The 12888-nt window shown below is 70.0% G+C and carries 13 protein-coding genes and 6 pseudogenes; 12 read left to right on the top strand and 7 right to left on the bottom strand.

Features of this window, described 5'->3' with window-relative positions; translation table 11 throughout:
* Positions 1–318 precede the first annotated feature (318 nt).
* From IEY86_RS31925 to IEY86_RS37050, 4 genes and pseudogenes are all read left to right on the top strand, one after another.
* The gene (locus tag IEY86_RS31925) at positions 319–798 is read left to right on the top strand and encodes an SRPBCC family protein (RefSeq protein WP_189135398.1); all 480 of its coding nucleotides are present in this window, start codon (positions 319–321) and stop codon (positions 796–798) included.
* Positions 799–867: 69 nt separating this feature from the next.
* Positions 868–2484 (top strand): phytoene desaturase family protein, encoded by a 1617-nt coding sequence (locus IEY86_RS31920; protein WP_189135397.1) that lies wholly within the window; start codon positions 868–870, stop codon positions 2482–2484.
* A gap of 138 nt (positions 2485–2622) precedes the next feature.
* Positions 2623–2901: a GlsB/YeaQ/YmgE family stress response membrane protein gene (locus tag IEY86_RS31915; RefSeq protein ID WP_189135396.1), complete on the top strand. Its 279-nt coding sequence runs from the start codon at positions 2623–2625 to the stop codon at positions 2899–2901.
* Positions 2902–3374: 473 nt separating this feature from the next.
* A pseudogene (locus IEY86_RS37050) lies at positions 3375–3650 on the top strand (hypothetical protein); the annotation flags it as partial.
* Here the strand turns inward: IEY86_RS37050 and IEY86_RS31910 are convergent.
* From IEY86_RS31910 to IEY86_RS31900, 3 genes and pseudogenes are all read right to left on the bottom strand, one after another.
* Positions 3638–4042, bottom strand: a pseudogene (locus IEY86_RS31910) (alpha/beta fold hydrolase); the annotation flags it as partial. The pseudogenes IEY86_RS37050 and IEY86_RS31910 overlap by 13 nt on opposite strands.
* 101 nt (positions 4043–4143) lie before the next feature.
* Positions 4144–4986 (bottom strand): annotated as a pseudogene (locus IEY86_RS31905) (SDR family oxidoreductase).
* A 271-nt stretch (positions 4987–5257) separates the two neighbouring features.
* Positions 5258–5428, bottom strand: a complete 171-nt coding sequence (locus IEY86_RS31900) for a DUF5670 family protein (RefSeq protein ID WP_189135395.1) — start codon at positions 5426–5428, stop codon at positions 5258–5260.
* A 254-nt stretch (positions 5429–5682) separates the two neighbouring features.
* Between IEY86_RS31900 and IEY86_RS31895 the strand changes: the two are divergent.
* Positions 5683–6517, top strand: a pseudogene (locus tag IEY86_RS31895) (SigB/SigF/SigG family RNA polymerase sigma factor).
* A gap of 25 nt (positions 6518–6542) precedes the next feature.
* Here IEY86_RS31895 and IEY86_RS31890 read toward each other — a convergent pair.
* Positions 6543–6716 carry a hypothetical protein gene (locus IEY86_RS31890; RefSeq protein WP_189135407.1) on the bottom strand — a complete coding sequence of 58 codons (174 nt, stop codon included), beginning with the start codon at positions 6714–6716 and terminating at the stop codon, positions 6543–6545.
* Between the two features lie 407 nt (positions 6717–7123).
* On the opposite strand from IEY86_RS31890, the gene IEY86_RS31885 reads away from it, so the two are divergent.
* Positions 7124–7597 (top strand): hemerythrin domain-containing protein, encoded by a 474-nt coding sequence (locus IEY86_RS31885; RefSeq protein WP_189135394.1) that lies wholly within the window; start codon positions 7124–7126, stop codon positions 7595–7597.
* A 120-nt stretch (positions 7598–7717) separates the two neighbouring features.
* Positions 7718–8985: pseudogene (locus IEY86_RS31880) on the top strand (thiamine pyrophosphate-binding protein); the annotation flags it as partial.
* 252 nt (positions 8986–9237) lie between these two features.
* On the opposite strand, the gene IEY86_RS31875 reads toward IEY86_RS31880, so the two are convergent.
* Positions 9238–9489, bottom strand: coding sequence for an STAS domain-containing protein (locus IEY86_RS31875; protein WP_189135393.1), 252 nt, complete (start codon positions 9487–9489; stop codon positions 9238–9240).
* Positions 9490–9539: 50 nt separating this feature from the next.
* Here IEY86_RS31875 and IEY86_RS31870 point away from each other — a divergent pair, with 50 nt between their 5' ends.
* Together IEY86_RS31870 and IEY86_RS31865 are read left to right on the top strand one after the other, a co-directional pair.
* Complete coding sequence (locus tag IEY86_RS31870) at positions 9540–9680, top strand: hypothetical protein (RefSeq protein WP_189135392.1); 141 nt, start codon at positions 9540–9542, stop codon at positions 9678–9680.
* A 13-nt stretch (positions 9681–9693) separates the two neighbouring features.
* Entirely contained in the window at positions 9694–9924 is a 231-nt protein-coding gene (locus tag IEY86_RS31865) for a DUF5133 domain-containing protein (RefSeq protein WP_189135391.1), read from the top strand.
* 19 nt (positions 9925–9943) lie between these two features.
* On the opposite strand, the gene IEY86_RS31860 is transcribed toward IEY86_RS31865, so the two are convergent.
* Positions 9944–10618 carry an HAD family hydrolase gene (locus IEY86_RS31860; RefSeq protein WP_189135390.1) on the bottom strand — a complete coding sequence of 225 codons (675 nt, stop codon included), beginning with the start codon at positions 10616–10618 and terminating at the stop codon, positions 9944–9946.
* Between the two features lie 19 nt (positions 10619–10637).
* Positions 10638–10775: pseudogene (locus IEY86_RS31855) on the bottom strand (LLM class F420-dependent oxidoreductase); the annotation flags it as partial.
* Positions 10776–10864: 89 nt separating this feature from the next.
* Here IEY86_RS31855 and IEY86_RS31850 point away from each other — a divergent pair.
* From IEY86_RS31850 to IEY86_RS31840, 3 genes are all read left to right on the top strand, one after another.
* Entirely contained in the window at positions 10865–11164 is a 300-nt protein-coding gene (locus tag IEY86_RS31850; protein WP_189135389.1) for a hypothetical protein, read from the top strand.
* A gap of 399 nt (positions 11165–11563) precedes the next feature.
* Positions 11564–11809, top strand: coding sequence for a hypothetical protein (locus tag IEY86_RS31845; RefSeq protein ID WP_189135388.1), 246 nt, complete (start codon positions 11564–11566; stop codon positions 11807–11809).
* A 4-nt stretch (positions 11810–11813) separates the two neighbouring features.
* Positions 11814–12185: a toxin Doc gene (locus IEY86_RS31840; protein ID WP_189135387.1), complete on the top strand. Its 372-nt coding sequence runs from the start codon at positions 11814–11816 to the stop codon at positions 12183–12185.
* The last annotated feature ends 703 nt before the right edge of the window (positions 12186–12888 follow it).

Genomic DNA, 12888 nt, shown 5'->3' with positions numbered 1-12888 from the left:
GTGGGAGGGGTGACGCCATGCGCAAAGCGATCGGCATTCGGCAGGGTCGTCATCGACTGCCGCCCACGGGTACCCCTCGACACGACAGCTGACACACCCATCGGGCGAACAGTCGCTGTAGCACCGCAGGGCACTTCAACGGCCCCTGGCACAGCTCACTCGCGGTCCGTGCTGCGCGCGGCGGTAATCGGGGTCCGGGGCTGCTGATCGGTGCGGATGAGCTACGCCGGGATCACTGCCGCCCCGCGCGGGAGTGCGTACCCGGGCCCAGGGTGGGAACACGCAAGGAACCAGACATTTCGAACGGCGGAGGACCCCATGGCCGTACGACACCGTTTGATCAAGAAGTCTCCCGACGACGTCTGGAAGATCCTGTCCGACGTCGAACGGTACGGGGACTGGGTCGTCGGTACCTCACGGGCCGAGCTGGACGAGGGGCTGTGGCCCGAGGTGGGGGCGGCCCTCCGCTACGAGATCAGGATCGGGCCGCTCACCCTGCACAACCAGACCGTGGTACGCCGCAGCGAACCGCCCACCGTCCTTGAACTGGAGGCGAACAGCGGGCCGCTGGGGACCGCGAGGATCGCGATGGAGCTGCGGCCCTGGGGTGAGCAGACACTGATCATCCTCGACGAGCATCCGCTGCGCGGTGCGGGTGGCGTCCTGCACAACAGCCTGCTGGACGCGGTACAGCATGTGCGCAGCCGAGCGATGCTGGCCCGTCTCGCCCGACTGTGCGAGGAAGACGAAAGCCCGTCACGCACCGCTGCCCGGCAACCGCGACCGCACACGGCCTGAACCAGCGCCGAGAGCTGGAGGAAGCCGCGCCACCGGGTGCGGCGCCACCCACCGAGCCGGGAGCGAGTCATGGCGGACGCAGTAGTGATCGGGGCCGGCCCCAACGGGCTGGTCGCCGCGAACCTCCTGGCCGACGCGGGCTGGAGCGTGGAGGTCCTGGAGGCCCAGGACGAGCCGGGAGGAGCGGTCCGGCACGACCGTGGGGTCGACCCCGACTTCGCCAGCGATCTCTTCAGCGCCTTCTATCCTCTCGCCGCCGCCTCCCCGGTCCTGGCCGACCTGCATCTGGAGCGGGAAGGGCTGAGCTGGAGCCATGCTCCGAAGGTGCTGGCCCACCCGTTGCTGGACGGCCGCTGCGCGGTCCTCAGCCGCGACCTGGAGGAGACGGCCGCGAGCCTGGAGGCGTTCGCCCCCGGGGACGGAGCCGCGTGGAAGGAGCTGCGGGACGTCTGGGAGACGCTGCGGCCCGGCATCCTCGACGCTCTGTTCACACCGTTCCCCCCGGTCCGCGCCGGGGCCCGGCTGGCGCTGCGGCTGCGGGCGGCGGGCGGATTGCGACAGGCGCGGACGATGCTGCTGCCGGTCCGGCGCATGGGCGAGGAGGAGTTCGGCGGCGAAGGCGGCAGGCTCCTGCTCGCGGGCAACGCCCTGCACGCGGATCTCGCACCGGAAGCAGCGGGCAGCGGCGGCTTCGGCTGGCTCATGTCCATGCTCGGCCAGACCTACGGCTTTCCCGTACCGACCAGTGGCGCCGGAGCGCTCACCTCGGCTCTTGTCCGCCGACTGACGCATCTCGGCGGGACCGTCCGCTGCGGGGAACGAGTCACCGAGGTCGTCGTCCGCAGCGGCCGGGCTGTCGGCGTCCGCACCGCGGGCGGCGAAGCGGTAGTCGCCCGCAGAGCCGTCCTCGCCGACGTGTCCGCGCCGGCGCTCTACGGCTCCCTCGTCGCGGAAGAACACCTCCCCGGGAGGCTGCTCGCCGACCTGAAACACTTCCAGTGGGACTTCGCCACCTTCAAAGTGGACTGGGCACTGAACGGCCCGGTGCCCTGGACCTGCCCGGAGGCCGCGCAAGCGGGAACCGTCCACCTCGCAGAGGGCGTGGACGCCCTCACCCGCTTCGCCGCCCAGATCGCCACGGGCCACGTCCCAGACGAACCCTTCGCTCTCTTCGGCCAGATGACCACCGCCGACCCCAGCCGCTCACCCCGGGGCACCGAATCCGCCTGGGCCTACACTCACGTGCCGCACCGGGTGCAGGGCGACGCGGGAGACGACAAGCTCACCGGCTCCTGGGACTCCCGGGAACAGGAGATCATGGCTGACCGTGTCGAGACACAGGTCGAGCGCTACGCCCCCGGCTTCCGCGGCCTCATCAGAGCCCGGCGCATCCTCGCCCCGCCGACGCTGGAGAGCATGAACGCCAACCTCCACGGCGGCGCCATCAACGGCGGTACCACAGCCCTGCACCAGCAGCTGGTCTTCCGCCCCACCCCCGGCACCGGCCGCCCCGAAACACCCGTACGCAGGCTCTACCTCGCTTCCGCCTCCGCGCACCCCGGCGGAGGCGTCCACGGCGCCCCGGGCGCCAACGCCGCACGCGCTGCCCTCCACCGCCACCGCACCGGCGCCCTCGCCCACCTCCAGAACCGACTGACCCACCGCGACCGCAAAGGCCAGCGCTGACGGCCCCCACGCCCTACTGACCGCATCAGGAACCGGCGATGTCGCGGATCCTGAAGGGGGACGTTTGTTCGGGCCCGTTCGGCGCACACGAAGAGCTGACACAGCCTTTGTCCGAAGAAGAGGAAGCGGAGACACACCATGGGAATCATCGCGTGGATCATCATCGGCCTGCTCGCCGGCGCCATCGCCAAGATGCTGATGCCGGGCAAGGACCCCGGCGGCATCATCGTCACCATGCTCATCGGCATCGTCGGCGGCCTGCTCGGCGGCTGGCTCGGCAAGGTGATCTTCGGCGTCGACTCCATCGACGGATTCTTCGACCTCTCCACCTGGATCGCCGCGATCGTCGGCTCCCTCATCCTGCTTCTCGTCTTCCGCCTCGTCACCGGCAACCGACGCTCCCACCGCCACGCCTGACCGACCGACGGCACACGCCCGCACCACCTCAACGGCTCCCTTCTGTCTCACAGGACGGGAGCCGTCGGCGTGCCCGGGGCTTCGGTGAAGGGCGACCAGTGCATATCCGTCATGACAGCGACTTCGCCGGGGACCGTGTGCAGGACGCGGGCCCTGACGAAGCGAGGGACCACCGTCCAGAACGTCCCATCGGCCGCCCCGGCAGCGCCTTCATTCAAGGCCGGCCGCACCGGCGAGGGCCTCTGGGGCAACATGCGGGCCTACTTCGTGAGCCTCCTCAAGTCGTACTACGGCGACGCGGCCACCGCCCGCCAACGACTTCCGCTTCGACCACCTGCCGCTGGCGGTGACCAGGCCGGTTGCCGGGTCGGCCAGGTCGAGTGTCGTCTCGGACAGGGGCTGGCGGCGGCGTCCGCCGATGAAGATCGCCACAGGTATGCATCCGCCGTGTCCGGCAGGGCACTTGGTGTGTCATGGAGTGGGCGGGTAGGGCGGGTGGGGTGGTTCGTCGTCACGGCGGGACGGCGGTGCGGCGGGCGTGGCGGGGACCGGGGCGTGAACGGGATCTGACGGTGCAGGCCGGCAAGGCGGCGCTGGCCGCCTGTCTGGGGTGGGCCGTGGCCGGGTGGTGGCTGCAGGCGCCGGTGGCGTTCGTCGCCCCGTGGAGGGCGGTCGTGCCAGTGGAGTCGACGGTGTACCGGTCTCTCGCGCACGGCCTGCAGCAGTGGGCGGCAATCGCGGTGGGCACACAGTCCACGAACGCCACCTGGGAGACGGTCTCGGGGTGGTCGAGCGTGAGACGCAGCGCCACAGCGCCCCCACGGTCGTGCCCGACCAGCGCGAACCGGTCATGTCCGAGGTGGCGCATCACGGCCGCCACGTCCCCGGCGACCGCCCGCTCGGAATAGCCCACGTGGTCCGCCGTGAAGCGCGGCCCCCTGGAACGCCCGCACCCCCTCAGGTCGGGACAGACCACGGTGTGACCGGCTTGGACGAGCAGCGGTGCGACCCAGTGCCAGGTCGCCGACGTGCGGGGATGACCGTGCAGCAGCAGCACCACCGGCGGGCCTTCACCCCCGAAGCGCACGAAGGCGGAAGCCTCACCGACATCGACCTGCGCGGTCTCGAAACCCTCGAACATCCCGGCCTCCCCGGCACTCGGCTCAGGTATCGCGTCCTGCCGTCGGCGCGGTACCGGCACTCCCAATCGCCCCGGCAGGACGCCGGGCGTCGGTGGAACGGTCAGGACCCGACCGGCGTTCCGGGGCTGCTGTCGTAAGCCCTTTGTCCGAGGGGCTGGCGGTGCCCGTCGTTGAGCTGCCGGTTCCACAGGGCATCGACCTGTTCGCGGGCCTGCGGCTCCAAATCGGCGGGGAGCAGGTGACGGTAGCGGCGATCCTCACCCAGCAGGACCTGCACGGTCCGCTCGTAGACCGGTTCGGGTCGTACTGCTCGTGCGGGAAGGCGAGTGCGGTGTAGTCGTAGAGCCGGTCGGCGGGGTTGTCGCGCCATTCCTTCCACGTCTCGAACATGGTGTCGTTGAAGCCGGTGAGGAAGGGGCCGGGTTGATCGTCGCCACCGTGACACCGAACTCGGCGAGTTCCTGGTCCAGCGCGTCGGCGAACGCCTCCACCGCGTGCTCGGAGCCCGCGTAGGCGCCGGTGAACGGGTCGACGGTGAGTCCGGCGACCGAGGACATGAAGACGATACGGCCGCTGCGGCGGGCCGCCATCTGCCCGGCGATGCCCTGGGTGAGCAGCACGGGACCGAAGACGTTCACCTCGAACTGGCGGCGCAGCCGCTCCTCCGGGATGTCGGCGGTCGCGCCGCCTCCGGACACGTCGGCGTTGTTGAGGAGGACCTCGACGCCCCAGTCCAGGCGTTCTCCCGGTCGCCGGGGTCGGTCACGTCCATTTTCTCGACCCGCAGCTCCGCACCCCGCTGGCGGGCCTCGGCCCGTACCGCGCTGACCTGGGCGATGATCTCCACGTCCGCGATCACCTCGTGCCCTGCCACGGCGAGCCGTAGCGCCACCTCTTTGCCGAAGCCGCTGCCCGCACCGGTGATGAGTATCGGTCCCGCCATGTCGTCGCACCCTTCCCTTACTGGTGTCCGGTCTCTCCGGACAACGGATGCCCTTGGCCTGCGTGTACCCGTCGAAAAGCGGCCGGAACGGAAGGCGCTGGAGGCCGCGGGTTTCCCTGCGAAACACCGATCGCTCCGGCCGCAAGGATATTCCTGCCCCGCAAATACGCCTCTACCGGTCAGATCGGTGAATTCAGCGGATCAGTGTCCGCCGTGGCATGCCGACGGGTCCTGTCGACAGTGATCGACGGGGCCCGTGAGCTGGGTTTTTTTACCAGCGGTACCAGCGGCTCTTACGGCCGTCGCTGCCAGCGGGCCGGACCACGAAGCCCAGCGCCCAGACCACCAGAACGATGACGGCGATCCACCACAGGGCCTTGAGGGCGAAACCGGCGCCGAAAAGGATTAGCGCGAGAAGCAGAACTACAAGCAGGGGAACCATGTTTTATCAACCTCCGCTCCTTCATCTGCCCCGCGTTTCCGGCTTCACGCCCTGGAATTTCGAGCGCATATTCCTGCGATTCTAGGGAATTCGGATTTCCTATGGGGCGGCCGGATGAGAGCCCAGGAGTAGTCTGGTGGGAATCACCGTGCCGAGCGTTCCAACCCCCGACGGACTGGCGGGGCCTCGCCGAGACGGATGCGGTCGGAGCGCACAGAAAGCGTTCATCCTGCTTTTGCACCTGAGGCGGCGCCATGACGCCCTCCGTGAACGTCGTCGAAGCACTGCCGTGGATCGAGGACGCCGACAAGGTCGCCCCCCAGGGAAGCCCGTGTGCTGTCCCGGCTGTTCCTGGACCGGCTGCCCCCGCTGGAAGAGGGCAGCGGCGAGTATCAGTACGTCCGCAACACTCTGATCGAGATGAAACGTGTCCCTGGTCCGGTTCGTGGCCCGCCGGTTCCGCAACAGGGGCAACGGCGACCTGGAGGACGTCGTCCAGGTCGGCACGATCGGTCTGATCAAGGCCATCGACCGGTTCGACGTGATGCGCGAGGTCGAGTTCACCTCCTTCGCGATCCCTTACATCGTCGGCGAGATGAAGCGCTTCTTCCGCGACACCACCTGGGCCGTCCACGTACCTCGACGCCTGCAAGAACTCCGCGCCGCCTCGCCGAAGGCGAGGAATCACTCACCACCACGCTCGGCCACAGCCCGAACGTGAAGGAACTCGCCGCCCATCTCGGTCTGACCGAGGACGAGGTCGTCGAGGGTCTCGTGGCCGCCAACGGCTACGTCGCCGGCTCCATCGACGGCCCGAGCGGCGAAAGCGAAGCCGGCGACAGCGGGCCCACGTACACGGACACCATGGGCGACGACGACCCAGCCCTGGAACTGTTCGAGGACGTGAATGCGCTCGGCCCGCTGCTCCGGCAACTCGACGAGCGGGAGCGGACCATCATCCAGATGCGCTTCGGCCAGGAGCTGACCCAGGCTGCAGTCGGCAGCGAGCTGAACGTCAGCCAGATGCAGATCTCCCGCCTGCTCAGCCGCATCCTGGCCAAGCTCCGCACCGGTCTCCTGGACACGTAGTCCTCCGATTGCCGCGCTGTCGCCGCTATCGAACGGGGCGACTGCCGGAGCGCCGGGACCAGCGCACGGCGACGAGGGCCAAGGCCGCCACGAGAACCGCGATGCCGATCACCAGCAGGTAGCCCAGGCCGTTCGCCGTCACCCCGACGATTCCCAGTACGAGGGCGATCAGGACGAGCAGCAGGAAGAGAACCACCACGGAACACCACCTTCAGACTTCGGATTGAACCGCAGGTCAGCGGCGAGCGAGTTGCCACTCTCCGCCTGCGCCGGGCCGGTAGTCCGAGGACCGCGTCGTCGAGGGGAGGGGACGAACACCAGCCGTCGACGCGTGGGCAGGCCGAAGCATCGGTGGCGGTGTCCACGTAGACCGATTCGAGCACGCCGGTCCTGCAGCCCTCGGAGTCGACGACGTTGGTACAGAACGGGTTCCCCGGAGATCGCCCCTGACACCACAGCCGAACCCGGCAAAAGGTGCGCTTCAGGCGGGTCGGACGCGATGCCGGGGGTAGCCGGAAGGTGGGAGCCGATCGGCTTTCGGTATTTCACCGGCGAGAACAGCCCCGCGTTCTGCGGGACGTGCCGGGCAACGCGAAAGGCGGGCCCATGGACGCGATTGTGCTGCTCAAGGAAGATCACCAGACGGTCGAGAAGCTCTTCAAGGAGTTCGGGCAGGCCGGGGACCGCGCCTACAAGACCAAGCGGAAGATCGCCGACAAGGTGATCGAGGAGCTGACGGTCCACACCTGGATCGAGGAGAAGATCTTCTACCCAGCCGCTCGCGCCGCCGTGCCAGCCACCACCGATCACGTACTGGAGAGCGTCGAAGAGCACCACGTCGTGCTGTGGATGCTGTCCGAGCTGGCCGGCCTGGACCCCGAGGACGAGCGCTTCGACGCCAAGATGACGGTCCTCATGGAGAACGTACGGCACCACGTCGAGGAGGAGGAGAAGGAGTGGTTCCCCCAGGTCCGCTCCGCTCTCGGCCGCAACCGGCTGGGCGAACTGGGCGGGCAGCTCGCCGCCGCCAAGCCCGACGCTCCCCACGACCCCCTGCGGGTTCCCAGCGCGCACGAATGACAGACACGCGCCCACGAAGGACAGACACGACGGCAGAACCGACCACCGGCCTTTCCGAGGAGCGACGGCACGACGAGTGAGCAGTCCGGCAACACGACCTCACCGGGCCGGTCCGTGACGATGCCCGTGGCGGATGACGCCGGGTGGGACCCGGTCGACGTACGGGCGGTGGACACCGGCCGCGTACTGGCCGCCGCCGCGGTGCAGAAGGTCGGCAACGGCCACCCCGGCACGGCGATGAGCCTCGCCCCGCTGGAGCACCTGCTGTTCCAGAACGTCATGCGACACGACCCGGCCGACGACCAGTGGCTGGGCCGCGACCGGTTCGTCCTCTCCTGTGGCACTCCAGCCTGACCCTCCACATCCAGCTCTACCTGACCGGCTACGGCCTGGAGCTGTCGGACCTGGAGGCGTACCGCACCTGGGGCTCGGCCACCCCCGGACACCCCGAGCACCGCCGCACCCGCGGCGTGGAGATCACCACCGGCCCGCTGGGCCAGGGGCTGGCCAGCGCGGTCGGCATGGCGATGGCGGCCCGCAGGGAGCGCGGTCTGCTCGACCCCGACCCCGACCCCGACGCCGAGCCGGGCAGCAGCCCCTTCGACCACCACGTCTACGTCATCGCGTCCGACGGCGACATGATGGAAGGCGTCACCGCCGAGGCCGCCTCGCTCGCCGGCCACCAGGAACTGGGCAACCTCGTCGTCTTCTACGACTCCAACCACATCTCGATCGAGGACGACACCGACGTCGCCTTCAGCGAGGACGTCCCGGCCCGCTTCGCGGCCTACGGCTGGCACGTGCAGACCGTCGAGTGGACGCGCACGGGCGAGTACGTCGAGGACGTGGACGCGCTGCTGGCCGCCGTACGCGCCGCGCGGGGGGAGGACGGGCGGCCCTCGTTGATCATGTGCGTACGCTGATCGGCTGGCCCGCGCCCACCAAGCAGAGCACCGGCAAGGCCCACGGCTCGGCGCTCGGCGCGGACGAAGTCGCCGCGACCAAGCGGCTGCTCAGCTTCGACCCCGAGCACGACTTCGTCGTAGAGGACGCCGTGCTGGCCCGCACCCGGTTGGCCGCCGAGCGCGGGCGGCGGGCGCACGCCGAGTGGGATGAGGCATATGTGGCCCGGCCGGGCGGCCCATCCCGAGCGGGCCGGGCTGCTGGACCGCCTCCAAGCGCGGCGGCTGCCGGACGGCTGGACCGAGGCCCTGCCAGACTTCCCCGCCGACCCGAAGGGCATGGCCACCCGTGCCGCGTCGGCCGAGGTGCTCAGCGCGCTCCCGCCGGTGCTGCCGGAGCTGTGGGGCGGCTCGGCCGACCTGGCCGGGAGCAACGACACGACCATGGACGGCGAACCGTCCTTCGTGCCCGCCGACCGCCAGACCAAGGACTAGGAACTGCTCCTCGCGGCGGCGGCACACACGCTGGGTCACGCGACGGTCTGAGCACCGGGGTCATCGCTCACCGATCTCACCGGTCCACCGAGCTCGCCGAGTTCACCGGCCCCCTCGGGCCCGGCGGCGGAGGGCGCGCACAAGCAGGCGCCCCGAGCCCTGCCGGGCCGCCCGCCGTCCCAGCCGGATCTCCGCGCAGCCGGCGAGCACGAGCAAGCGTACGACCTGGGCGGCCGACGGCCGTCACAGTGTCAGGTGGCGGCCCGAGTCGGCGCCGTGTTGGGCACCGTCCAGGAAGGCGTTGAGTCCGCTGACGTCGCAGAACGTGAGCGCGGACACGTCGATAGCCATCCGCCGGCCGGGCCGGCACAGACAGCGCTCGATGGCCGTACGCATCTGAGGGACGGACTCCAGATCGGCCTCGCCCCGCAGCGCGACCGCCGGGCGGATCCAGCGTCCACGCCGTTCGGCGACCTCGAAGGGAACCACCGTCACGCACCTCGGTTCATCGAACCGGCTCATACGGCACTGGCAACACCGGGGGTTTGGGCGCACTCAAAGCCTACTCCTGGCACGCCACCCGGGGCGGGGCGCGGCTACGCGCCCCCGACTCGCACATCGCGTCAACTCGCGGCATGGGCAAGCGGGTCGCGGGTATCCGCACCGTCGATGACAGGTTCACGTGAATGGAGACCCCTGGTGCTGTTGGCTCACCCCGCGGTGTTGAAGGACCTGGTCGAGCAGTACGAGACCCTGTGCACACTGCACGCCGAGAACGGCGGCGCCACCGCACGGCGAAGGATGGACGACGTCGCCTACACGCTCTGCGTGTCCACCGGCACGCGGACCGTCGAGGATGCCCTCGACGCCGCCCGCTGCCGCCTGCACGGCACCCGCACGCAGGGCGACGCCGTACTCACCGGCGGCTGACCTCTCCCACGCCTCCCCCTCACTCCTTGTCGGCGAAAACGCCGGAGTCCAGGTGGGCGAGGAGGTCGGCGGGGTCCCGGTACACCGCGTGCGCACCGGCGGCCTCCAGGTCCACGCGGGGAATGCCGCCGGACAGGACCGCCACCGGGAGCACTCCGTCCCGTACGGCGGCCTTCATGTCCCAGACGGTGTCACCGACGAACACGGCCCGTTCGCTGGGCACACCAGCGAGTTCCCTGGCCTGTCGGACGGGGTCGGGGGCTGGTTTGCCGTCGGCCACGTCGTCCGCGCTGGCCGCCCCGAGGATGACGTCGTCCGCGTCGACGGCCCGCCGTAGCGCGGCCAGTTCGGCGCCGCTCGCTGAGGTCGCGAGGACGATCGTCCAGCCCCGCCCGGCCAGCGCGCGCAGCAGGTCGCCCGCCGCGTCCAGCGCCGGCAGCCGCTCGAAGTACGTGGCGTAGAGGGTGTGATGGGCCGCAACGATCTGCTTGTCGTCGTCGTAGTCGCGGTCGTCGTCGCCGAGGATGTGGTCGAGCAGGTCGCCGCCACTGAGGCCCACGGCCCGATGGATCTCCCGCATGGGGACCTGATGGCCCGCCTGCCGGAACGCCTCCCACCAGGTGACGACGTGCAGGTGGTTGGTGTCGACGAGCGTTCCGTCGACGTCGAAGATCGCGGCGCGTTTCGTGGTCATCGCGGGTGTCCTCGGTCTCTCACAGTTCGTAGCGGAGGGCGGGCAGCAGCTTCCGCTCAGCCCATTCCAGGTACGGCTCCTGGTGGTCGCCGCCGATCTGGACGAGGGCGACCTCGGTGAACCCGGCGTCGGCGTAAGGGCGGCACGCCTCGAGGACCAGGAGAAGCAGCACCAGCCCGACGACGGCCGTCAACCGCACCATGTCGAAGGGTCGGAACCTTTCGGCCGACCACCCCTATGCTTTCGGTGACGGCCGGACCGTACCGCAACAGCGAGTTCCTCAGATCACAAAGCCCGCTCAGCGGGAGTCGTGGTTGTCTCAGCTTAGCTCAGGCACCGCATGGGACCGCGGTCACCTTCCCCGCCACCGACCAGTACGACGACGGCCTGTGGTGGGAACCCGCCCACGCCCTGCTGGACTACGGGCCCATCACCCGCAAGCCCGCAGCCCTGCGCGGGGAGATCGAGGACTGGCTGGCCGACCTCGCCGACGCACAAAGGCCCTCGATCACCGACCTGCTCATCATCCCCCTGCAACCACGCTGACCCGCGCCCGGGCGCCCGGCACCGGCACCGGGCGCCCGCGTCCGCCTAGGGAAACCGCCCGCCAGGCGGCGCAACAATTGCAGCCGCCGCCCGGCACACGGGGCCCACCCCTCCGCTGGCCTGCTGCTCACGAGGCATACCCGAACCCGTCCGAGCCCGTCGTCTCGCCCCGGACCCCGTCCGCCGATCGTCGGCCGACCGTGCGCCGCGCAGCGGCCGGGCCTCACCACGGACGCCTGGACGCCCCCCTCCTGACCTGGCCGACCGGACCCAAGCCCGCTGCACCCTCTCGGCCACCGGTGGCTGCCTTCCTCCTCAAGCCGTCCGGCAGGTACCTAGCTGGTACTACACTGACCTGCGCTTATTGATAGACAGGTACCTGGAAGGTATCCTGCGGCCATGCCTGCCCTCAACATTGAATTCAGCGACGGCGAGCTGGAGGACCTGCGCGCAATCGCCAACCAGCGCGGAATGACGCTCAAGGCCGTGGTCCGCGAAGCCGCCGCCGCCGACATCGCCCGCCACCGTGCCCTGCAAGAAGGCGCCGAAGTCTTCCGCCGCTTCTTCAAGGACAGTGCCGCTGCCTTCGCCGAAGCCTTCCCCGACGACGAGCCCGGATCCACCCACCGAGGACGGGCCGCCTAGAACAGTGCACCTCCACATCGACGTGCCCTGGCTCCTCCAGCGACACGAGGAAGTCCTGCCCGAACAACCGGTCATCGGCGACTTCTCCGCCCTCGTAGCCGCCGTTGCCCGCCACCGCGTCGACCCACCCCGACTGGGCACCAGCCCTGACCCAGCCTGGCGCGCCGCTGCCCTGATGCACACCCTCGCCCTGCTCAAGCCGCTGCCCGCCGCCAACGCACGCTTCGCCTGCGCGACCGCGGTCGCCTACATGCATGCCAGCGGCGAGGGCATCGATGCCCCCTTCGGCGCGCTGATCGACCTCACGCGGGAGATCCTGGCCGACACCAACGACGTCTTCCAGACTGCTGAGCGCATCCGAAGCTGGCGCATCTAGAACGCGCCACCCATGCAAGCGGGACCCGCGTACTTGGCGAGCCACTTCGGCGAAGCCCGCATTCGCCCCGAGTAGACCTCGTGCTTGCGCCGCCACGGCGCCCGCCCGTCTCTACCGCTTCCTGGAGAACAACGGCAGGCCGAGGCACCCTGGAGCGAGGGTCAGAAGGCGCCGCTCGGATACTGTCACCAGCGCCGGTCGGGGCTGAAGCCCCGGGCCGGACAGCACAACGCGTTGGCCGGATGAAGACCGCCTTGCGGGAGTCCCTCCGGGCCGCCGTCCGGCTCCAGCTCCCGGCCAGGGACAGCACGAACGCGTCGATCGCCTCGCCGCGCAGCCATGCCGAACTGGCAGTCCTGGCCGCCCGGCGTCCTGATTGGCTGCCGCGCCGGGAGGTTTGCGGATCCAGTCGATCAGGGCGCGGACGGTACCCGCGAGCACGCCGGCCGCGAGGCGGCCGAGGAACGCCAGGCGTTCGCCTCGGCTGGGGTGGCGGGGGTCGGACGCAATGCTCATGGCGGGGCTCCCGTCCCGGGTGGCGCCGGCTGCCGGATGCGGCCGGGCGGTGGCCCCATGGCCTCGCTTCCGCGGTGTTTCCGGCGAACTCCCAGCAGCCGCCCGAGCGCCAACGTGCCTGTCCAGCGAGGATTCATCGGGTTTTCGGGGGACGAACACGAGGGCGGACAGCAGCACGAGGCCGATG

This window comes from Wenjunlia tyrosinilytica, from assembly GCF_014646055.1.
Lineage (GTDB): Bacteria > Actinomycetota > Actinomycetes > Streptomycetales > Streptomycetaceae > Wenjunlia > Wenjunlia tyrosinilytica.
Note: the sequence above shows the minus strand (reverse complement) of the source record. Positions and strands in the feature narration are given on the sequence as shown.